This window comes from Vibrio galatheae, assembly GCF_000967545.1.
Taxonomy (GTDB): Bacteria; Pseudomonadota; Gammaproteobacteria; order Enterobacterales; family Vibrionaceae; genus Vibrio; species Vibrio galatheae.
On record NZ_JXXV01000002.1, the window covers coordinates 1 to 20,579 of the forward strand.

18 protein-coding genes and 1 other RNA gene are annotated in these 20,579 nt (G+C 45.0%); 9 read left to right on the top strand and 10 right to left on the bottom strand.

The features are described 5' to 3' along the window. Positions 1–116: 116 nt before the first annotated feature. From TW81_RS00155 to leuA, 5 genes are all read right to left on the bottom strand, one after another. Positions 117–896 carry a DUF547 domain-containing protein gene (locus TW81_RS00155; RefSeq protein ID WP_045953705.1) on the bottom strand — a complete coding sequence of 260 codons (780 nt, stop codon included), beginning with the start codon at positions 894–896 and terminating at the stop codon, positions 117–119. Between the two features lie 124 nt (positions 897–1,020). Then, a complete protein-coding gene (leuD, locus tag TW81_RS00160; RefSeq protein WP_045953706.1) occupies positions 1,021–1,623 on the bottom strand; it encodes a 3-isopropylmalate dehydratase small subunit in 603 nt (200 codons plus the stop codon). Between the two features lie 12 nt (positions 1,624–1,635). Then, the gene (gene leuC, locus TW81_RS00165) at positions 1,636–3,036 is read right to left on the bottom strand and encodes a 3-isopropylmalate dehydratase large subunit (RefSeq protein WP_045953707.1); all 1,401 of its coding nucleotides are present in this window, start codon (positions 3,034–3,036) and stop codon (positions 1,636–1,638) included. Between the two features lie 65 nt (positions 3,037–3,101). Further along, positions 3,102–4,193 (bottom strand): 3-isopropylmalate dehydrogenase, encoded by a 1,092-nt coding sequence (gene leuB / locus TW81_RS00170; protein WP_045953708.1) that lies wholly within the window; start codon positions 4,191–4,193, stop codon positions 3,102–3,104. A gap of 65 nt (positions 4,194–4,258) precedes the next feature. Continuing rightward, positions 4,259–5,806 carry a 2-isopropylmalate synthase gene (gene leuA / locus TW81_RS00175; protein WP_045953709.1) on the bottom strand — a complete coding sequence of 516 codons (1,548 nt, stop codon included), beginning with the start codon at positions 5,804–5,806 and terminating at the stop codon, positions 4,259–4,261. A gap of 488 nt (positions 5,807–6,294) precedes the next feature. Here leuA and TW81_RS00185 point away from each other — a divergent pair, with 488 nt between their 5' ends. From TW81_RS00185 to ilvN, 6 genes are all read left to right on the top strand, one after another. After that, a complete protein-coding gene (locus TW81_RS00185) occupies positions 6,295–6,822 on the top strand; it encodes a phosphatase PAP2 family protein (protein WP_045953711.1) in 528 nt (175 codons plus the stop codon). A 3-nt stretch (positions 6,823–6,825) separates the two neighbouring features. Then, positions 6,826–7,872 carry an MJ1255/VC2487 family glycosyltransferase gene (locus tag TW81_RS00190; protein ID WP_045953712.1) on the top strand — a complete coding sequence of 349 codons (1,047 nt, stop codon included), beginning with the start codon at positions 6,826–6,828 and terminating at the stop codon, positions 7,870–7,872. Between the two features lie 397 nt (positions 7,873–8,269). Beyond that, positions 8,270–9,229, top strand: a complete 960-nt coding sequence (gene leuO / locus TW81_RS00195) for a transcriptional regulator LeuO (RefSeq protein WP_045953713.1) — start codon at positions 8,270–8,272, stop codon at positions 9,227–9,229. 165 nt (positions 9,230–9,394) lie between these two features. Continuing rightward, positions 9,395–11,203 carry an AMP-dependent synthetase/ligase gene (locus tag TW81_RS00200; protein WP_045953714.1) on the top strand — a complete coding sequence of 603 codons (1,809 nt, stop codon included), beginning with the start codon at positions 9,395–9,397 and terminating at the stop codon, positions 11,201–11,203. Positions 11,204–11,640: 437 nt separating this feature from the next. Continuing rightward, a complete protein-coding gene (locus TW81_RS00205) occupies positions 11,641–13,365 on the top strand; it encodes an acetolactate synthase 3 large subunit (RefSeq protein WP_045953746.1) in 1,725 nt (574 codons plus the stop codon). Position 13,366: 1 nt separating this feature from the next. Beyond that, positions 13,367–13,861, top strand: a complete 495-nt coding sequence (ilvN, locus tag TW81_RS00210) for an acetolactate synthase small subunit (RefSeq protein WP_038174270.1) — start codon at positions 13,367–13,369, stop codon at positions 13,859–13,861. A 65-nt stretch (positions 13,862–13,926) separates the two neighbouring features. Here the strand turns inward: ilvN and serA are convergent, their stop codons facing one another. The 5 genes from serA to TW81_RS00230 all read right to left on the bottom strand — a co-directional run bounded on the left by serA (position 13,927) and on the right by TW81_RS00230 (position 17,296). Beyond that, complete coding sequence (gene serA / locus TW81_RS00215) at positions 13,927–15,156, bottom strand: phosphoglycerate dehydrogenase (RefSeq protein WP_045953715.1); 1,230 nt, start codon at positions 15,154–15,156, stop codon at positions 13,927–13,929. Positions 15,157–15,408: 252 nt separating this feature from the next. Beyond that, positions 15,409–16,065, bottom strand: coding sequence for a ribose-5-phosphate isomerase RpiA (gene rpiA / locus TW81_RS00220; protein WP_045953716.1), 657 nt, complete (start codon positions 16,063–16,065; stop codon positions 15,409–15,411). Positions 16,066–16,164: 99 nt separating this feature from the next. After that, a complete protein-coding gene (locus TW81_RS00225; protein WP_045953717.1) occupies positions 16,165–16,752 on the bottom strand; it encodes a 5-formyltetrahydrofolate cyclo-ligase in 588 nt (195 codons plus the stop codon). A 33-nt stretch (positions 16,753–16,785) separates the two neighbouring features. After that, positions 16,786–16,968: non-coding RNA, 6S RNA (gene ssrS, locus TW81_RS18900), on the bottom strand. Positions 16,969–16,987: 19 nt separating this feature from the next. Further along, positions 16,988–17,296, bottom strand: a complete 309-nt coding sequence (locus TW81_RS00230) for a cell division protein ZapA (protein ID WP_045953718.1) — start codon at positions 17,294–17,296, stop codon at positions 16,988–16,990. Positions 17,297–17,532: 236 nt separating this feature from the next. On the opposite strand from TW81_RS00230, the gene TW81_RS00235 reads away from it, so the two are divergent. From TW81_RS00235 to TW81_RS00245, 3 genes are read left to right on the top strand one after another with little or no spacing between them, the layout of a single operon-like run. Next, the gene (locus TW81_RS00235) at positions 17,533–18,111 is read left to right on the top strand and encodes a YecA/YgfB family protein (protein ID WP_045953719.1); all 579 of its coding nucleotides are present in this window, start codon (positions 17,533–17,535) and stop codon (positions 18,109–18,111) included. 12 nt (positions 18,112–18,123) lie between these two features. Next, positions 18,124–19,299 carry a 2-octaprenyl-6-methoxyphenyl hydroxylase gene (ubiH, locus tag TW81_RS00240; RefSeq protein WP_045953720.1) on the top strand — a complete coding sequence of 392 codons (1,176 nt, stop codon included), beginning with the start codon at positions 18,124–18,126 and terminating at the stop codon, positions 19,297–19,299. 24 nt (positions 19,300–19,323) lie between these two features. Then, the gene (locus tag TW81_RS00245; protein ID WP_045953721.1) at positions 19,324–20,556 is read left to right on the top strand and encodes an FAD-dependent 2-octaprenylphenol hydroxylase; all 1,233 of its coding nucleotides are present in this window, start codon (positions 19,324–19,326) and stop codon (positions 20,554–20,556) included. Positions 20,557–20,579: the final 23 nt, after the last annotated feature.

The window sequence follows — 20,579 nt, forward strand, 5'->3', positions numbered from 1 at the left end:
CGTCCGCTCCGCCACTTATTTAAAAGCCCGTTACTTATGTAACGGGCCTTTTGCATTTTAGAACGCTTTGCACCAAGAGCGGCTCCGTCATGCGAGAGTGTAGAACGAGCTTGCCTCTATTTTTCGTTCAAGTCCCAATCATATTCATAACTAAACTTGCCACTTAGGCTCGATAGCTCAGGGCGATATTTAGCTAGGTGTTGAACTAACCCTTGTTTGTTACCAAAGTCATCGGCAAACCAGTCATAGATCGATGACAGCTGAGTCTTACCATTTGATAGAAGTACGCCCTTATCGCTATTGATGAACTCCTTTGCGGCTTTATCTAGTAGCTGCTCAGTATTTTCGGCGGTGAAAGCTTGGCTTTGTAAGTTGGGGCAACCAAGACTTGCGCAGTTAACCGCGTAATGCGTTCTAGGATCGTTCCAGATTGGGCGAAGAATTCTGTGTTCAATATCATTAAGGCTTAGATCTTTGCCTGCGACTTTAATGACACCATCTTCCCAAGGTCCAAAGCTAAATAAACCACCGAGCTTAGTAATGGATTCGATTGGATAGGCATTCAATATCAGTTGGACAGTAATCGCATTATACAGGTTGACCCAATAAGCATACTGTTCTCTTGAGGAGTAAGCTCTCGGATCAATCTTTGAAAGTGAATCAATATACTGATTTAACTTAAGCTTGTCTTGGTGAGAGACGGAAGCGTATTTAACTAACGTATAGTCGCCATCTTTGATCAAATAGCTGTCGAGAAATGACTGCCACTCTTGGTGCGAAATTGTCGCGCTATTACTTGAGTTTGATGAATGCCAAAAAGGCCAGAGATCGGATTTTGGTGCAGCGACAATATGAAAAGATATAAAAGTGAGTAACAAAGTAACGATGCGTGTCATTAGCTTAAGCCTTTTAATAGAAATTGCTTTCACAACTAGACCTTCCTAACAGAGAGTTTGTTTCGCCGCAAACAAAAAAGGTTAGCCGAGGCCAACCTTTCATCTGTCAAATTACTAGCTCTATCTATTTAAGGAAGCTTGGGATGTCTGCTTCATAGGCGGCAATTTTATCTTCGTGTTGCAGCGTTAGGCCAATATTGTCTAAACCGTTGAGTAGGCAATGGCGACGGAACTCATCTATTTCAAATGAGTACTCCTTGCCATTCGCTCTTACTTTGTTTGCTTCAAGGTCGACTTCTACCTCTGCGCCTTCGTTGGCTTCAACAAATTGGAAAATCTCATCAACTTCTTGTTCGGTTAGGCGAACAGGAACCATCTGGTTGTTGATCGAGTTACCGTAGAAAATATCGGCAAAGCTTGGAGCAATCATGGCTTTAATACCGTAATCAGCCAGCGCCCAAGGTGCGTGTTCACGAGATGAACCACAACCAAAGTTTTCACGAGCTAGCAAGATTGAAGCGCCTTGGTAACGCGGAACATTCATGACAAACTCAGGATTGGGTTGCTCTCCTGCATCATCAAGGAAGCGCCAGTCGTGGAATAGGTGTTTACCGAAGCCTAGACGAGAAACCTTTTGTAGGAACTGCTTAGGGATAATGGCATCGGTATCAACGTTCGCTGCATCTAGAGGAACAACTAAGCCTGTGTGTTGTTTAAAACCTGACATGTGTTTCTCTCCTTAATCCAACTCACGAATATCAACAAAGTGGCCCGCAATTGCAGCGGCGGCTGCCATCGCTGGGCTCACTAGATGGGTACGACCATCACGACCTTGGCGTCCTTCAAAGTTACGGTTTGAGGTCGATGCGCAGCGCTCATGTGGACCTAGGCGGTCATTATTCATCGCGAGACACATAGAACAACCTGGTAGACGCCATTCAAAGCCTGCGTCTTTAAAGATCGCATCCAAGCCTTCGGCTTCTGCTTGTGCTTTTACTTGCTCAGAGCCAGGAACAATAAGCGCTTGTACGTTATCAGCTACTTTACGACCTTTCGCTACCGCCGCTGCTGCGCGCATATCTTCGATACGTGAGTTAGTACAAGAGCCGACGAAGACTTTGTCTACTTTGTAGTCTGATAGTGCTTTGCCCGCCTCTAGACCCATATAAGCCAATGCTTTTTCTGCAGAAGCCTTCTCTACTGGATCAGAAAAGTTTTCTGGGCTAGGAATTGGCTCATCAACGGCGATAACCTGACCTGGGTTGGTGCCCCAAGTGACTTGTGGTTTGATATCTGCGGCGTTCAGAGTAACAACAGCATCAAACTCGGCATCGTCATCTGTTTTTAGTGTTTGCCAGTATTCGATTGCAGCTTCTAGGTCTTGGCCTTGAGGCGCAAACTTACGGCCTTTGATGTATTCGAAGGTGGTTTCATCTGGTGCGATTAGACCCGCTTTCGCGCCTAATTCAATTGCCATATTACACACCGTCATACGACCTTCCATCGTGAGATCGGTAATGGCTTCGCCACAGAACTCGACCACATAGCCAGTGCCGCCCGCCGCCGTTGTTTTGCCGATAATGGCTAATACAATGTCTTTGGCTGTGATACCCGGAGCAACCTTGCCTTTAACTTCGATCTTCATTGTTTTGGCGCGAGCTTGTTTCAGCGTTTGTGTCGCAAGAACGTGCTCAACTTCAGAAGTACCAATACCAAATGCTAAAGAGCCGAATGCACCATGGGTTGCGGTATGTGAGTCACCACACACAATGGTCATACCCGGTAGAGTAATGCCTAACTCAGGCCCCATAACGTGCACAATACCTTGATATTTGTGGTTAATGTCGTAAAGAGTCACACCAAACTCTTGGCAGTTTTTTGATAGCGTTTCCATTTGGATACGCGCCATCTCACCAGATGCGTTGATGTCTTTCGTTTGCGTCGAAACATTGTGGTCCATGGTCGCAAAAGTCTTGCTGACTTGGCGAACTTTGCGGCCTTTCTCGCGTAAACCATCAAAAGCCTGCGGCGAGGTAACTTCATGCACTAGGTGGCGGTCGATGTATAAAATCGGGTTCTCGCCTTCAGCGGCTACCGCAACGTGTGCGTCGTAGACTTTTTCGTATAGTGTTTTGCCCATCATCACATTCCTGTGTGAGACTCCCAACAACGGCTTGTCGGGAGCAAATAATTATTATTAATTGATTAAGAATTTAAAATGTACTCAGCGATCTTGTCGCCCATTTCAGAGGTCGAAAGCGCAGGCTTGTCTCCAGAAAGGTCGCCTGTTAATTCGCCTGCCGAGAGTGCTTTAGAAACCGCAGTTTCAATGTCTTGTGCTGCCTCTTCTTCGCCTAAGCTGTAACGAAGCATGAGGGCTGCCGACAAGATTTGAGCTACAGGGTTCGCAATGTTTTTGCCAGCAATATCCGGTGCACTGCCGCCTGCTGGTTCGTACAGGCCAAATTTACTTTCGTTGAGAGAAGCCGATGGCAGCATGCCCATAGAGCCAGTGATCATGGCACACTCATCTGAGATGATGTCGCCGAAGATGTTGGAACAAAGCATGACATCAAATTGAGAAGGATCTTTGATCAACTGCATAGTCGCGTTGTCAATATACATATGTGATAGTTCAACATCCGGGTAGTCTTTCGCGATCTCTTCAACCACTTCACGCCATAGAATTGAACTTTGCAGTACGTTGGCTTTATCGATAGAGCAGACTTTCTTGCGACGTAGACGAGCAGATTCAAAGGCAATCTTTGCAATACGCTCGATTTCGAAACGGTGATAAACCTCGGTATCGAAAGCTTTTTCATTTGCGCCTTCGCCTTCACGTCCTTTGGGTTGACCGAAGTAGATCCCACCAGTTAACTCGCGAACCACAACAATATCAAACCCTTTCTCTGAAATATCGGCGCGCAAAGGTGAGAATGCTTCTAAGCCTTTATGGATTTGAGCTGGGCGCAGGTTACAGAATAGTTGGAAATGCTTACGCAGTGGCAGTAGCGCGCCACGTTCTGGTTGGTCGTTTGGCGGTAGATGCTCCCATTTAGGGCCGCCAACTGAGCCAAATAGTACTGCGTCTGATTCTTCACACGCTTTGACTGTGCTGTCGGGTAGTGGGCAGCCGTGATTATCAATAGCGATACCCCCCACATCATGCTCGTCACGAGCAAATTCAATACCGTGTTTCTTTTCTATAGCGTCGAGCACCTTGTGTGCCTGAGCCATGACTTCTGGGCCAATACCATCACCAGGAAGGATGGCAATTTTGTAAGATTTGTCTGTCATGTTAATCCTTGAATCTTTTTATATTTTTCTCAAGGGACGACTCGCGTCCCTTGAGTCTTTTATCTTTATACTGTTGCAATTTTTTTCTGTTTGATTTCTGCAATCTTATCCGCGCGATGAATGCTATTGATTACATGCAATAGTGCTTGGCCTGACGCTTCGACAATATCGGTAGAGACACCAGTTCCATGGTATTTTCTACCTTTGTAGTTAGCAATGATATCGGCTTGACCTAAACCGTCTTCACCTTCGCCTTTCGCCGTTAAATCAAACTTATCTAGCACAATATCATATCCCGTTAAGCGATAGATACACTGATAAAGTGCATCGACTGGCCCATTACCTACCGCCGCTTCACATTTCTCTTCATCACCACATAGTAGCTTGATACTTGTAGTAGCCATAACACTACCTGATTGCACACTTAGGTAGTTCAGTTTGTAGAAATCATCTTCTTCGCGAAGGTTCGAGAAGTGCATTAAGGCTTCTAGGTCGTAGTCAAACACTTGACCTTTGCGGTCAGCTAGTTTCAAGAAATCTTCGTACAGTGCGTCTAGGTTGTACTCATCTTCGTTATAGCCCATGGTATCCATATGACTCTTCACCGCCGCACGACCACTACGACTGGTTAGGTTGAGCGCTTGATTCTTAAGGCCAATAGACTCAGGAGTCATTATTTCATAGGTGTTTTTGTTCTTTAGCATGCCATCTTGGTGAATGCCTGAAGAGTGGCTGAAAGCGTTAGCACCGACAATGGCTTTATTGCTTTGAATCGGCATATTACACAACTGGCTGACCAGCTTACTGGTGCGATGAATTTCATCATGCTTCAAACCTGTGTGAACGCCTAAAAACTCTTGACGAGTTTTAATGATCATCGCAATCTCTTCTAGCGAGCAGTTACCAGCACGTTCACCGATACCATTGATTGTTCCCTCAATCTGGCGTGCGCCAGCTTGGACCGCAGCAATGGAGTTTGCGACTGACATGCCTAAGTCATCATGACAGTGAACCGAAATTACCGCTTTATCAATATTGGGTACTCGGTTGAACAGAGTCTGGATAATGCCGCCAAACTCACTTGGTACGGTATAGCCAACCGTGTCAGGAATGTTAACTGTCGTTGCACCTGCATTGATCGCGGCTTCCACCATACGACATAGATTGTCGATAGGCGTACGTCCTGCGTCTTCACATGAAAATTCTACATCATCTGTGTAGTTACGTGCATGCTTGACGGCATTTACTGCCATTTCAACAACATCATCGTAGCTGCGGCGAAGTTTGTCTTGCACGTGAATAGTAGAGGTCGCTAAGAAAGTATGGATACGGAACTGGTCTGCGACTTTTAACGCTTCTGCCGCAGCATCGATATCTTTTGCAACGGCACGCGAAAGAGCACAAATACGGCTGTTTTTAACATTCTTAGCGATGGTTTGGACTGACTCAAAATCACCAGGTGATGAAATAGGGAAGCCAGCTTCAATGACATCAACGCCGAGTCTTTCAAGCGCATAGGCAATTTGCAGTTTTTCTTTAACCGTCAAGCTTGCTGACAACGCTTGTTCGCCATCACGCAAAGTGGTGTCGAAAATAATGACTTGATCGTTCATGTTCGCTTCCTTAGTGATTTGATGCTTATTGCACCTGTTAATCGTCTATTTCCATTACTTAGCAATAAACCGCTAGGTATAAAAAAACCCGCATCTGAGTGCGGGTTTAGTGTAATTCTGTGTGGTTATTTTTCTTCCACAGCCTACCCGCGCGAATTGGTCACGATAAGGAGGAGGCTCAGCAGGAGAGAAAAATGGTTCATCATTGTTAACGGTTCCTATACGGGCGTTACATAATCCACATATTTAAGTTAACAAATTAGTACCGCACTCAAAGAGCAACGTCAACCCTAAAGTTGTTTTTTTATTCAGGTCAGCGCTGTTACGGGGATTACTCAATGAAATATCTATTGTTTCGCTGTTGTTTATAGAAAACATCAATAAGGGTATTGAAGGCCAGCATGTAACCGAAATTGCGCCAAACTTTCACCAAGCTGTCACCAATCACAGTTAACGTGAGCCCAGTACCGTCAAAAAAGGAGTCGGTAATGCGTTCAATAGAACCAATTGCCAAGTTTGATCTGGCGTTTTCTCTATTTTGTTTGCAGCACAAGTTTACTCATCCGTTATCTCGAATGAGTAAAGCGGTGTCGCATACCGGGGATGGGCACTTATATGCAGGTATAGGACTACTTGCTTATTTGACTGCAGGAGATGAAGGAAAACTATTTCTGCTCGTGGGTCTATTGGCGTTTGCCATTGAACTCCCTATCTACTGGCTGGCGAAAAACCTTTTTAAGCGTCGTCGACCAGAAGAGCTTTCAGATTTAGTCACCTCGTTCATTACACCGTCAGATAGATACAGTTTGCCTTCTGGTCATACCGCGGCTGCTTTTCTTATGGCAACGGTAACGGGATTCTATTTTGCTGAGTTACAGCTATTTGCCTTTGTTTGGGCGGCGTTAATTGCGAGCTCGCGTATTTTGCTTGGCGTTCACTTTTTAACGGATGTGTTGCTTGGGGCATTGTTGGGTATCTTGAGTGCCCAAGCCGCGCTTGGAATCGTAGGGAGTTAAACGATGAAAATCCTCTATGGTGTTCAAGGAACGGGGAATGGTCATATCGCACGTGCTCGGGCGATGGCGAAATGCTTAGCTGAAGCTGGATTAGAGGTTGATTACTTGTTCACTGGGCGAGAACAAAGTAAATATTTTTCGATGGAGCAGTTTGGGGCTTATCAAACGCGTCGTGGACTTTCATTTGCCACAGATAAAGGCAAAGTTAATTACTTCAAAACTTGCACTTCCAACAACTTAGTCCAGTTTTGGCAAGATGTGAATCAACTGGATTTGTCACACTATGATTTAGTGCTTAATGACTTTGAGCCAGTTTCTGCATGGGCATCCAAACAGCAAGGGGTGCCATCGATCAGTATTAGCCATCAGAACGCATTTCGTTATTCGGTGCCGCTCAAAGGGGCGAGCTGGTTAGATAAGCAAGTCATACACTATTTCGCACCCGCAGATCATCATATTGGGTTGCACTGGTACCATTTTGATCAGCCAATCTTGCCACCGATTGTTCACACCCATAAGGCTGAGGCAACGGAAGAAGCGTTTGTGCTGGTCTATCTTCCGTTTGAAAGCATAGCCGACATTACTGAGTTATTGTTGAGGTTTACCTCTCAACACTTTGTTTGCTATCACCCAGAGATTATCGAACCTAAGGTTATCGATAATATTGAGTTTATGCCGCTCGGGTTACAGTCGTTTCAATTACATCTCAACCGATGCAAAGGTGTGATTGCCAATGGTGGCTTTGAGCTGCCATCAGAAGCCCTGACGCTAGGTAAGAAGTTGCTTCTTAAACCTTTGACTGGTCAGTTTGAACAGGTGAGCAATGTCGCAACACTGGAAGATTTAGGCCTTGCGACGTGCATGGAAATTTTGGATGCCTCGGTAGTGAGAAAGTGGCTTGATGAGTCGAGTGCTGAAAGTGTGAATTATCCAGATGTTGCTAAGGCAATTGTTGATTGGATTAAACAAGGCAACTGGGAAGACAAATCAACACTGACGGAACACCTATGGGAAAAGGTCGACTTTCCAAGCTATGTTACCAATCTTTAGTCGACCACTTTTCACTTCGTTCAACAGCATCACTTATTGATGCTGTTTTTGGTTTGCGTGTCATAATTATAGTTAAAAAACATGTCTTGTACTGGCAGTAAATTTAACCCTTCTATTCAAAATATCTATGACTAAGCACGAATAACGCGCTTTTATGTTTTTTTATACTTATCATAACTATCTGTAATATAAAGGGTAATATTGGTTCTGGGTAAAAAATACTGATTAATTGTCAATCTAATTGCTAATTGCTGAATGAATCGTCGATAGTGATGGCTCGCTGATAAACATCTAACAGATAAATACAAAAGATGAGGCGAGAAATGGGTTATCTATTCGTAGCTCAAATTTCAAATTAACAACTATTTACGCTGACGAATTTAAAGAGGCATATCCAATGATCGACAAAAGAGAGTCTATGAGTGCTATCGCAAGCTACCGCATGGAAAGTACGTTAAGAGGAGTAGATTTAAACCTATTGACTGTGTTTGATGCTGTTATGCAAGAGCAAAACATTACTCGCGCAGCGCACAATTTAGGTATGTCACAACCAGCAGTTAGTAACGCGGTTGCTCGTCTTAAAGTGATGTTTAACGATGAACTGTTTATGCGTCAGGGGCGCGGTATTCAGCCTACTCAGCGTGCACGCCAACTGTTTGGCCCGGTTCGTCAAGCACTGCAACTGATTCGCAATGAATTACCAAGCTCAGTTTTCTCGCCAGAGACGTCAACTCGCTTGTTTAAATTGGCGATTTGTAGCCCGTGTGATATGCGTTTTGCTCCGAAAATCATGGCGACGATTCATGAACTTGCACCGAACGTTCAGCTTCACCTTGACGCAGAGTTTGATCGCCATCTTGCAGAGCGTATGCGCTATCAAGAAATCGACTTTGTTATCGATTATGCACGTTTTGATGAGCAAGGGTTTTCAAGCACTGAAATTTTCCAAGATGAATTAGTGGTCGTTGCTTCTAAAGCGCACCCACGTATTCAGGATCTTGTAACACCAGACATGTTGTTACGCGAGCGTCATGCCAAACTATCGAAAGTTCATGGCCAGCGCAGCTTCTCTGAGCAAGCTTACCGCAATCTTGATGTACAAGCCTATTACGAAGGCACAAGCTTAAGTAACGTACTTTACGTAGTTGGTCAGTCTAAACTGGTTACCATTGCACCGCGTTGGATGGTAGAAAACGCTGCGAATAAAGATCAACTACAAGTGATCGACTTCCCATTCGAGAACAGCAAAATCAACGGTTATCTAAGCTGGCATGAATCAAGTGAGAAAGATAAAGGTCACATCTGGTTACGTGATCAATTGATGGTGATTTGTGGTGAAGTTGTCGCACTCGCATAATTTCTTCATCAACCGAGTTTAAAAGCCTTGACTGGTCGATACCATTCAAGGCTTTTTTACATTTATGTTGATAACTTTGATACCCATCAATTGTCTTTTTAAACCCTAAATGTGTACACTTGTGCGCTGAGTAAGGCTTACAGGTGTAAGCTAAAGGTAGTAAAGATGGCCAACCTAGATTTTCATATCGTAAAACGTATTCGTGACCAGATTGCAAAGGGCAATGATCGCATTGCACTTAAGTATAAAGTAGGCAATGTTTGGCATGGCATTAGCTGGAAGCAATTTGGTCAGCAAGTGGATGCTTTGTCACTTGCTCTTTTGGCTCAAGGGATCAGAGTTCAGGATAAAATCGGGATTTTTTCTAACAATATGCCTCAGTGGACGGTCGCTGATTTTGCAGCATTGCAAATCCGTGCGGTGACGGTGCCCATTTACCCGACCAATACAGCCGCTCAATCGGCTTATATTGTGCAAAATGCAGACGTACGTGTGCTGTTCGTCGGTGAGCAAGCTCAATTTGATGCTGCAGTATCGATTTTTGATCAGTGCGAACAGCTTGAACTGATTGTTGCTATGTCCGATGAAATTGATGTTGGCGAACACCCGTTTGCGATCAGTTGGCAAGGTTTTATCACCAACATTGACAGCCAGCACAAGCAAGAGCTAGATACTCGTCTCGATCAAGCCAATCTCGACGATTTGCTCACCCTGATTTATACATCAGGTACCACAGGTCAGCCAAAAGGTGTTATGTTGGACTACGCCAATATTGGTGCGCAGCTAGAAGGGCATGACCATCGCCTTAGCTTGTCGCAATCGGATGTATCACTCTGTTTCTTGCCTCTATCGCATGTGTTTGAGCGAGCTTGGACATTTTATGTGTTGTATAAAGGTGCGACAAACTGCTACCTGCAAGACACGATGCAAGTTCGTGATGCGTTGAGCGAAGTTCGCCCGACAGTGATGTGTGCGGTCCCCCGTTTCTACGAGAAGATCTTTTCAGCTATCCATGAAAAAGTCGCCAAGGCGCCTTTCATTCGCAAAGTATTGTTTACTTGCGCGGTCAATATGGGGGCGAAAATGGCTGTGTGTCACCAAGAAGGTCGTAAACCTTCACTGGTGTTGAAAAAGTCTTACGCTCTGGCTGACAAATTAGTGTTATCTAAACTGCGCGCTCTGCTCGGTGGGAAAATCAATTTTATGCCATGTGGTGGTGCTAAGTTAGATGAAACCATAGGCCGCTTTTTTCACGCTATAGGTATAAACGTTAAGCTTGGCTATGGGATGACTGAAACCACAGCGACCGTATCATGTTGGGATGACAAGTGTTTTAACCCTGACTCTATCGGTATGGCGATGCCAGGCGCACAAGTTAAAATTGGTGAGAACAACGAAATCTTAGTTCGTGGCCCGATGGTGATGCGTGGTTATTACAAGATGCCCGAAGAAACTGCTAAGACTTTTGATGAACATGGCTTCTTAAAAACGGGTGATGCGGGCCATATTGATGAGAATGGCAATTTGTTTATTACCGATCGAATCAAAGAGCTGATGAAAACATCCGGTGGTAAATATATTGCACCACAGATGATCGAAGGCGCGATCGGTAAAGATCACTTTATCGAGCAGATTGCTGTGATTGCTGATACACGCAAGTTCGTTTCTGCATTGATTGTGCCTTGTTATGACTCGTTGGAAGAGTATGCCAAAGAACTGAACATCAAATATCACGATCGAGTCGAGCTTATCAAACATCACCAGATTGTAGAGATGTTGGAAAAACGTGTTAACGATCTGCAAAAAGAACTGGCGAAGTTTGAACAGGTTAAGAAGTTTAAACTGTTGCCTAAAGCGTTTTCTATGGATGATGGTGAGTTAACGCCAACGCAGAAACTGCGTCGTAAGGTGATTAACGACAAATATCAGGATGAAATCGAAGAAATGTACAATGATAAGGTAGAGAAGAAGTAGCTTTTCCCTAAGTAAATTTCTCAACTGTTTAAAAATCCCTCAAAGAGTGAGTTCACTTTCTGAGGGATTTTTTTATGCTTATTGCTCACTTACTTTGCTTTTAATTGGGGAGCGGTATGTGCATATTAACAATATTATCTACCAAATTTTTATGTTTTTAAGGTGAATTAAATTGTGGTTTGCTCTGGTGGTAGCCAGTATTTATTGTCTGATGTTGATGAAGAGGATATTGTTTAAATTGAGAGCAAGGTCGCATTAGACCCGTTGCTAAGAAAACGTTACATTTGTTGCGTGACCTTGCTTTATGTTACCTGTGAGCAAGACATAGCCGAAAAAGTGGATGTATTTCGTATTAGGCTACGAATAAGACCTAGACTATGAAAAACCAGCCCGTTGCGTTGACCTTACGTAAAGGCAAACTGGTTAAGGAGAAAAATATGGCAGCAATGTTGTCCGGTGCAGAGATGGTTGTGCAATCTCTGATCGAAGAAGGCGTTGAACAGATCTTTGGCTACCCTGGAGGTTCTGTTCTTGATATTTACGATGCGCTTCACGCCAAAACAGATCAAATCAAACATGTCCTTGTTCGTCATGAACAAGCCGCAACTCACATGGCCGATGGCTACGCACGTGCAACAGGCAATCCAGGTGTTGTGCTTGTCTGTTCCGGTCCCGGCGCGACCAATACCATTACTGGTATCGCAACGGCGTACATGGACTCGATCCCAATGATCGTTATCTCTGGCAACGTGCCAAATAACATGATTGGTAACGATGCATTCCAAGAGTGTGACATCGTTGGTGTCTCTCGTCCGGTTGTGAAACATAGCTTCTTAGTTAAGAAAGCGGAAGATATTCCTGAAACCGTCAAGAAAGCTTTCTACATCGCAACAACTGGCCGCCCTGGTCCTGTGTTGATCGATTTACCTAAGGACGTGATGAATCCTCAGATCAAGCTGCCTTATGAATATCCACAGTCTCTGGCGATGCGCTCGTACAAGCCAACAACCACAGGCCACAAAGGGCAAATTAAGAAAGGCTTAAAAGCACTCCTTGAAGCGAAAAAGCCCGTACTGTACGTTGGCGGCGGTGCGGTTATTTCTGAAGCTGAGCAACATCTCACTAAATTGGCTGAAGCATTAAACTTACCTGTTGTTAGTACATTGATGGGGTTAGGTGCTTTTCCCGGTACGCATAAGAACGCCTTAGGTATGTTAGGCATGCACGGTGTGTATGAAGCTAACATGGCAATGCACAATGCAGATTTAATTTTTGGTGTCGGCGTTCGCTTTGATGACAGAACAACCAACAACTTAGAAAAGTACTGTCCAGATGCGAAAGTGATGCATATTGATATCGACCCATCTTCGATTTCAAAGAATGTTAAGGCGGATCTGCCGATTGTTGGCTCTGCAGAAAAAGTGCTTGAGAGCATGCTTAATCTGCTGGAAGAGCAGGGAAGCACAAATGATCAAGAGGCACTCAATCGCTGGTGGGATGAAATTCAAGTTTGGCGTGATCGTCAGTGTCTATCTTATGAAACCTCACCTGAGCGGATTAAGCCTCAGCAAGTAATTGAAACGCTACACAAGCTTACCAATGGTGATGCGTATGTTGCATCGGATGTTGGTCAGCACCAAATGTTTGCCGCGCTTTACTACCCATTCAATAAACCGCGCCGTTGGATTAATTCTGGTGGTCTTGGCACCATGGGCTTTGGTTTACCTGCAGGTATGGGGGTTAAATTCGCTAAACCGGATGAAGAAGTGGTTGTCGTGACTGGCGATGGCAGTATTCAGATGAATATTCAGGAGCTATCGACAGCGCTGCAATATGACATCCCGGTTAAGATTATTAATCTAAATAACCGCTTCCTTGGTATGGTAAAACAGTGGCAAGACATTATTTACCAAGGACGCCATTCTAACTCGTACATGAGTTCTGTTCCTGATTTTGCAGCTATCGCAGAAGCATATGGGCATGTGGGTATTCGTATTGAGTCTCCAGATCAACTGGAGTCTGGTTTGAAACAAGCATTAGATATGAAAGATCGCTTAGTGTTTGTTGATATCAATGTAGACGAAACTGAGCATGTTTACCCAATGCAAATTAAAGGCGAGGGTATGGACAAAATGTGGCTAAGCAAAACGGAGAGAACTTAATATGAGACACATTATTTCACTACTACTGGAAAACCAACCCGGTGCGCTTTCTCGTGTTGTGGGTCTGTTCTCTCAACGTGCCTACAACATTGAGTCTTTGACGGTTTCGCCAACGGATGACGAAACTCTGTCTCGTCTCAATATCACCACTATTTCAGATGATATGGAGCTTGAGCAGATTCAAAAGCAATTGAACAAGCTTATTGATGTTCTTAAAGTGCAAGAAGTCACAGAGCTAGACCACATTGAACGTGAGCTGATGATGGTCAAAGTGAAAGCCAGCGGTTTTTCTCGCGCAGAAGTAAAACGTACTGCTGACATTTTCCGTGGTCAAATTGTTGATGTGACGGCTTCCCAGTACACGGTACAAATGGCTGGAACTAGTGAAAAGCTTGATGCGTTTATACAAGCCATCTCTGAAGTAACCGAAGTGATTGAAGTCGCACGCAGTGGCGTGGTTGGCATTGCGCGTGGTGAACGCGCCTTGAAGCCTTAATTCACAACGTTTCTGATAAAAAAACCACCGATTTGTCGGTGGTTTTTTGCATTTAGGACTGCTAATTAGTGAAGGATTCGAGCGCGAATGGTGCCTTCAATGCTTTTCAGTTTGTCTAGCGCTTCTTGCGAACGCTCTGTCTCGACATCGATTACCACATAACCGAAGTCTGCCGCAGTTTGCAGGTATTGAGCCGCGATGTTGATGCCTTCTTCAGCAAAGATGGTGTTAATTTGGGTCAAGATACCTGGACGGTTTTGGTGGATGTGCAGCAGGCGCGAACAATCGCGGTGCTCAGGCAAAGATACCTCAGGGAAGTTAACACTTGATAGCGTAGAACCGTTGTCTGAGTATTTAGCAAGTTTGCCTGCAACTTCAACACCAATGTTTTCTTGTGCTTCTTGTGTTGAACCACCAACGTGCGGTGTCAAGATGACGTTATCGAATTTCTGTAACGGGGACTCAAACGGATCCGCATTGGTTTTTGGCTCGGTTGGGAACACGTCTATCGCTGCACCGGCAAGGTGACCAGACTCAAGGCTGTGACACAGTGCTTCAATATCAACTACAGTACCGCGTGCGGCGTTAATGAAAATTGAACCTGGCTTCATGCGGGCAAATTCTTCTGCACCCATCATGTTTTTCGTCCCTGCCGTTTCCGGTACGTGGAGTGAAATGACATCACATTTGTTAAGCAGCTCACTCATAGTATGCACTTGAGTCGCGTTACCGAGCGAGAGTTTGTTCTCGATATCGTAGAAGTAAACACGCATACCAAGGTTTTCGGCAATAATACCGAGCTGGGTACCAATGTGGCCATAGCCGATAATGCCTAGGCGCTTACCGCGAGCTTCGTAAGAGTTGTCTGCACTTTTTTTCCAAATACCACGATGAGCAAGCGCGTTTTTCTCTGGAATGCCACGCAGTAGTAGTAGCACTTGGCCAAGTACCAGTTCAGCGACACTACGTGTATTTGAAAACGGTGCGTTAAATACTGGAATACCGCGTGCAGCGGCAGCTTTTAGGTCAACTTGGTTTGTTCCAATACAGAAACAGCCGATAGCAACGAGCTTTTCAGCCGCATCAATCACTTCTTGAGATAGATTTGTGCGTGAGCGGATACCGATAAAGTGAACATCTTTCACCGCTTCAAGCAACTCGTCTTCTGCCAACGAGCCTTTATGGTATTCAATATTGGTGTAACCAGCGGCCTGAAGAACTTCTACAGATGATGGGTGTAGACCTTCAAGCAAAAGAATTTTAATTTTGTCTTTTTCCAGTGAAACTTTGGCCATTGTCTTCTTCCTTAAAGTGGGGAAATTTGGGCTTAAAGGGCGCACATTAAGCAAAAGCAGGTAAAGCAAACGTTTTTACCGTTGTTATATGTTACGCAAACGTTTTCCTTGTGCGTCTTCTGACCACTAAGTTATCAAAAAAAAATTACTTTGGGTAAGAAAATTACGGAATAAGGCATAATTTTTATAGAGTAAAACGAAAAAACGGCGCCTAATAGCGCCGTTTGTAATGAAACAACAAAAAAGAAGAGCTTATTCTTCGATTTTTGCCCCTTCAGGCGTTCCAGTAATCACAATATCCGCACCGCGATGGGCAAACAGTCCGACAGTCACAACGCCAGCAATAGCATTGATCTTATCTTCTAAATCTTTCGGGTTTGTGATCTGCATATTATGGACATCTAAAATCACATTGCCATTGTCTGTGATGACGCCTTCACGGTACGCTGGGTCACCACCGAGTTTGACAAGCTCACGTGCGACATAAGAGCGTGCCATTGGGATAACTTCCACAGGTAGTGGAAATTGACCAAGCACATCGACCGCTTTGGTATTATCGACAATACAAACAAACTTATCCGAAATAGCAGCAACGATTTTTTCGCGGGTCAGTGCTGCGCCACCACCTTTAATCATATCGCGAGTTGCGTTGATTTCGTCTGCGCCATCAACATAAATGTCGAGCTTTGCCACTTCATTACAGTCGAAAACCTCAATACCGAGACCTTTGAGTTTTTCTGTTGAAGCTTCAGAGCTTGAAACTGCACCTTTAATGTCATCTTTCATAGTTGCTAGTGCATCGATGAAGTGATTGACCGTTGAGCCCGTACCAACACCAACAATGCTGTCTTTTTCAACATACTTCAGTGCTGCCCAACCAGCTTCTTTCTTCATTTCATCTTGAGTCATGCTCATCTCCTAAAGGCGGTAGTAATATCGTTTGCGGAGCGATTATAGCCTTATCTTTACGAGACTTGAAGTTATGCCAAAGGAATCTCAATAAGGGAATTAATCCCATTGCCAAATCTTGGTTGGGGTCACAATTTTAGGTAGAGGGACATCCCATGACTCAGTGGGCAGACGCTCGACATGTTGGCAGTCGTGGGCAAGGCCAATAGGTTTGGGGCCTTGTCCGGTATGAAACCAAGGTTCTAAAGTGCGATCGTAATATCCACCGCCCATACCAAGTCGATGACCCGTAGAGTCGAATCCGACCAATGGCGTGCAAATGAGATCGAGCTGGCGAACAGGTAGAATGCGAGCTTGTTCAAGTTTAGGCTCGGCAATTGAGTAACGGTTGAGGACCATTGGGGTAGAGTGGTCGTAGTGTAAAAAGAGCAGGTGCCCTTTTGAGAAAGGGTGAATGACGGGCAGATAGGTTTGTATCCCTTGTTGCCATAACCATTCAATCAGAGGCATGGTCTCTAATTCACCATCGGTAGTAAGGTATAAAGCGATATGCTGAGCGTGATTGAGTTCGGGCAGTGTGGCGAATTGTTTGATTAAGTCCAATCCTGCTAAGTGTTGAACATCACTGCTGAGTTGATTACGCTTTTGGCGTATGGTTTGACGAAAGTCTTGTCGAGAAAGAATCATGACGTTACCCGTGTTTGCAGAGTATCGTGTTAGGAATACCCCAGAGTGCCGTTGGAGAAATGGACCCTTGAACCAGCTGGTTCAAGGCGGATCAGCAGAGATAACCGTAGGCTTCTCGGTACGAGCCGAGCTTGCTCAATAGCTATCAAGTACTAACCCTTTGGTATTGCTTATCGGCTCAGGGACTTAATCCCCTCACGAACACTCCAGGGTAAATTCTTGACGGTGTAAAGGTTTATTGCTGTCCTGGCTTAACTTTACTTATCGCTTTATCTAGTGATGCAGAAAGCAGTTCCATTCGCTCACACATTGCATCTTGTTCCTGCTTTGAATCGCTATCACGAGTCTCAAGCTCATGACAGAAGTTTAACGCAACGAAAGTCAAAAGTTGCACTTCATTGGTAATCTTGGTCTTTGCTGATAAATCTTGCAAGCGATCTTCAAGACGCGCTGCGGCCTTAATTAACGACTCTTCTTGCCCCGCAGGACAGTTCACTCGAGTGAGTTTGCCTAAGATTTCAACTTCCACCGCTTGATTACTCATATCGACTCTATATCTGTTGCCTAAGGTGATAAAGCAGATAATCACCGAGGAGGAAACTATAGAAAAACGCCAATTAAGATTCAAGCTTTTCGACTCAAGGAAAAACAAATCAGAGCGCAATAACACAGTAATTGGGCAATTTGAGTAAAAGCTACTCACAATTGCCAATCCTTCATTTTCGCTCGCGTTGGTAAGTGATACGATTGAGGATATTTATACCGATTTAGGCCATTCCAATGAGCAAAACAAAATTACCTGAATACCTCCCGTTTGCTAGCGAACTACAGTCTGCGGGGTTAGCGGTGAATCCAGCAGAATTGCATGGATTATTAACTGGCATGTTAAGTGGTGGTTTAAGCCTGACAGATAAAAGCTGGCAGCCTATGGTGTTTGACTATGTGAGTGAGGGAATGGGCTGGCCGACGAAGGCCTTACAGCTAGCAGAGGCGACGTTAGACGCTACAGTAGCAGAGCTTACAGGAACAGAGATGGAACTCGATCTCTTATTGCCAGATGAAGATGCTAGCGCCACTTTGTTTGATATTGCGGATGGCTTAGCAGATTGGGTTAACCATTTTATTTCAGGGCTAGGCTTGGTCAATACCGCACTCAACAAAGCTTCAAACGATGCCAAAGAAGCCTTGGCCGATTTAGAAGAAATCGCCAAGTTGGGTATTGATGAAGATGATGATTTGCAAGAACAAGCGCAATTGCTTGAACAAGTTGTTGAGCACGTTAAAGCGTGTGTTTTGACCATTCATGCTGAATTTGGTCAGAGAAAAGCGGAGCCTTCAGCTGCGCCAACGATTCATTGATAGGAATGTGTCATGAAGCAGTTTGATGTAGTTATTGCTGGTGGCGCGATGGCGGGAATGACGCTTGCGCTGGCGATTAACAAGCTGTCATCTCAGCCGCTCTCAGTCGCCGTCATTGAACCGTTCCAAGTTGATCATCAAGCTCATCCAGGTTTTGATTCTCGCTCAATCGCTTTGTCTTACGGCACGGTCGAGATTTTAAAACGGTTGGAACTGTGGCAAGAGATTGCTAAGGTCGCGACCGCGATTGAACATATCCATGTTTCTGATCGTTCACATGCAGGTATGACTGATATTCGCACTCAAGAGGTGGGCGTAGACGCGTTAGGTTATGTGGTTGAACTGGCCGATGTTGGACGCATCTATCATCAACAAGTCCAGCTCGACGCCGATATCACTGTGTTGCATGCTGCCGTGGAGCTAGTGCAGCGTAGCGAGTCAAAAGTCACCATTGAATTAAGTGATGGCGAAAGTATTGAAGGCAAGCTGTTAGTTGCCGCTGATGGAGCAATCTCGACTTGCTGTCAACAACTGGGTATGGAACTGAGTGAGCATGACTTTGAGCAGGTGGCTGTCATCGCCAACATTACAACTCAAGTTCCTCATCAAGGACGCGCGTTTGAACGTTTTACTGAACAAGGACCACTAGCGTTGTTGCCAATGTCGCAGGGGCGTATGTCCTTGGTTTGGTGCCTCACCCCGGAACGTGCCAAACAAATCATTGCTGAAAGCGACGAGCAGTTCTTATCTGAGTTGCAAAGTGCCTTTGGTTGGCGGTTAGGGAAATTACATCAGACAGGCCAACGTGCGAGTTATCCCTTGTTGCTGCGTTACCGTAAACAAAACATTTCGCACCGATTTGCCATTGTTGGTAATGCTGCGCAGACCTTGCACCCGATTGCTGGGCAAGGGTTTAACTTGGGCATTCGCGATGTCGCGACTTTGGCTGAATGTATCGCTGGCGCAAGTCAAGACCCTGGTAGTTATCATACTCTTAAGCAATTTAAGGTTGCTCGCAGCGAGGATCGTGATGCCACCATCGCGATGACGTCGGCGTTAGTGCACATCTTCTCAAATGACTATCTGTCGTTGCGTATAGGACGCAATTTAGGGTTATTCAGTATGGATAATTTACCGCTACTCAAGACCCCGTTATTAAGGCGAACATTAGGTTTAGTGGCTCGTTAGAGGCGCTGGAAAGGATATAGGCATATGATGCAAAGTGTAGATATCGCCATTGTCGGCGGTGGTATGGTTGGCTTAGCGCTCGCGGCTGCGTTCAAAGATACTGAATTGCGGATTGCGGTAATTGAAAGTCGAGCCCCAGAGAGCGAACTGAATGAGTTGCCCGATGTTCGTGTATCTGCGTTAAGTCGTTCGAGTGAAATCGTGTTGAGAAATTTGAATGCTTGGCAGGGAATTACTCAGCGTAGAGCGGCACCTTATCAGGCGATGGAAGTGTGGGAGCAAGATAGCTTTGCCCGGATTGAATTTGAAGCTCAGCGGTTGGCGCAGCCAGACCTAGGTCATATTGTTGAAAACCGCGTTATTCAACTTGCCCTTCTTGAACAGGTCAAGCAGCAAAGCAATGTGACTTTGTTGATGCCAGAGAAGTGTGCGTCAATGGCGATAGGCGAAAGCGAAGCTTGGTTAACTTTGGATAGTGGTCAAGCGTTAACGGCGAAGCTGGTTGTGGGTGCCGATGGTGCAAATTCTTGGGTTCGTAAGCAGCAAGATATTCCACTTACACATTGGGATTATGGTCATAGCGCGATTGTTGCCAATATTCGTACTAAAGAAGATCATCAACGTGTTGCTCGTCAGGTGTTTACTCCACAAGGCCCGCTTGCTTTTCTACCATTGGGTGAAGATAACCTCAGTTCTATTGTCTGGTCGACTGAGCCCAATCGAGCAGAACGCCTGATCAATATGTCAGATGGCGAGTTCAATAAGGCGTTGACTGCAGAATTCGATAATCGCTTAGGGCTATGTAAAGTCGAAGGTGAGCGTTTTGCTTTTCCTCTACGTATGCGTTACGCACGTGACTTTGTGACCGACAGGGTTGCCTTGGTCGGTGACGCTGCTCATACAATTCACCCACTTGCAGGCCAAGGTGTTAACCTCGGTTTACTCGATGCTGCAAGCTTGGCTCAGGAAGTGATTCAACTGTGGCAGCAAGGGGAAGATATTGGCAGCAAGCGTAATTTGCGTAGCTACGAGCGCTGGAGAAAGTCAGAAGCGGCAAAGATGATTGCGGCTATGCAAGGATTTAAAGATCTGTTTGAAGGTAATAATCCGGCGAAAAAACTGATTCGTGGTATTGGCATGAAGCTGGCAGGGCAACTACCTGGGGCAAAAGATGAAATCATGAAACGTGCTCTTGGGTTAAAGGGCAACTTGCCTGAGTTGGCTCAGCACATGAAACACACTTCACAAGTCATATAAATGCAAAAGGGTTGGCAGTGCCA

Excerpts from the sequence above, each read along its gene's own strand:
- rpiA (WP_045953716.1), bottom strand. The coding sequence starts at position 16,065 with ATGACTCAAGATGAAATGAAGAAAGAAGCTGGTTGGGCAGCACTGAAG.
- leuA (WP_045953709.1), bottom strand. The coding sequence starts at position 5,806 with ATGAACGATCAAGTCATTATTTTCGACACCACTTTGCGTGATGGCGAA.
- ilvN (WP_038174270.1), top strand. The coding sequence starts at position 13,367 with ATGAGACACATTATTTCACTACTACTGGAAAACCAACCCGGTGCGCTT.
- leuO (WP_045953713.1), top strand. The coding sequence starts at position 8,270 with ATGATCGACAAAAGAGAGTCTATGAGTGCTATCGCAAGCTACCGCATG.
- TW81_RS00235 (WP_045953719.1), top strand. The coding sequence starts at position 17,533 with ATGAGCAAAACAAAATTACCTGAATACCTCCCGTTTGCTAGCGAACTA.
- TW81_RS00190 (WP_045953712.1), top strand. The coding sequence starts at position 6,826 with ATGAAAATCCTCTATGGTGTTCAAGGAACGGGGAATGGTCATATCGCA.
- TW81_RS00185 (WP_045953711.1), top strand. The coding sequence starts at position 6,295 with ATGCGTTCAATAGAACCAATTGCCAAGTTTGATCTGGCGTTTTCTCTA.
- serA (WP_045953715.1), bottom strand. The coding sequence starts at position 15,156 with ATGGCCAAAGTTTCACTGGAAAAAGACAAAATTAAAATTCTTTTGCTT.
- leuC (WP_045953707.1), bottom strand. The coding sequence starts at position 3,036 with ATGGGCAAAACACTATACGAAAAAGTCTACGACGCACACGTTGCGGTA.
- ubiH (WP_045953720.1), top strand. The coding sequence starts at position 18,124 with ATGAAGCAGTTTGATGTAGTTATTGCTGGTGGCGCGATGGCGGGAATG.
- TW81_RS00230 (WP_045953718.1), bottom strand. The coding sequence starts at position 17,296 with ATGAGTAATCAAGCGGTGGAAGTTGAAATCTTAGGCAAACTCACTCGA.
- TW81_RS00245 (WP_045953721.1), top strand. The coding sequence starts at position 19,324 with ATGATGCAAAGTGTAGATATCGCCATTGTCGGCGGTGGTATGGTTGGC.
- TW81_RS00155 (WP_045953705.1), bottom strand. The coding sequence starts at position 896 with ATGACACGCATCGTTACTTTGTTACTCACTTTTATATCTTTTCATATT.
- TW81_RS00225 (WP_045953717.1), bottom strand. The coding sequence starts at position 16,752 with ATGATTCTTTCTCGACAAGACTTTCGTCAAACCATACGCCAAAAGCGT.
- leuB (WP_045953708.1), bottom strand. The coding sequence starts at position 4,193 with ATGACAGACAAATCTTACAAAATTGCCATCCTTCCTGGTGATGGTATT.
- leuD (WP_045953706.1), bottom strand. The coding sequence starts at position 1,623 with ATGTCAGGTTTTAAACAACACACAGGCTTAGTTGTTCCTCTAGATGCA.
- TW81_RS00200 (WP_045953714.1), top strand. The coding sequence starts at position 9,395 with ATGGCCAACCTAGATTTTCATATCGTAAAACGTATTCGTGACCAGATT.
- TW81_RS00205 (WP_045953746.1), top strand. The coding sequence starts at position 11,641 with ATGGCAGCAATGTTGTCCGGTGCAGAGATGGTTGTGCAATCTCTGATC.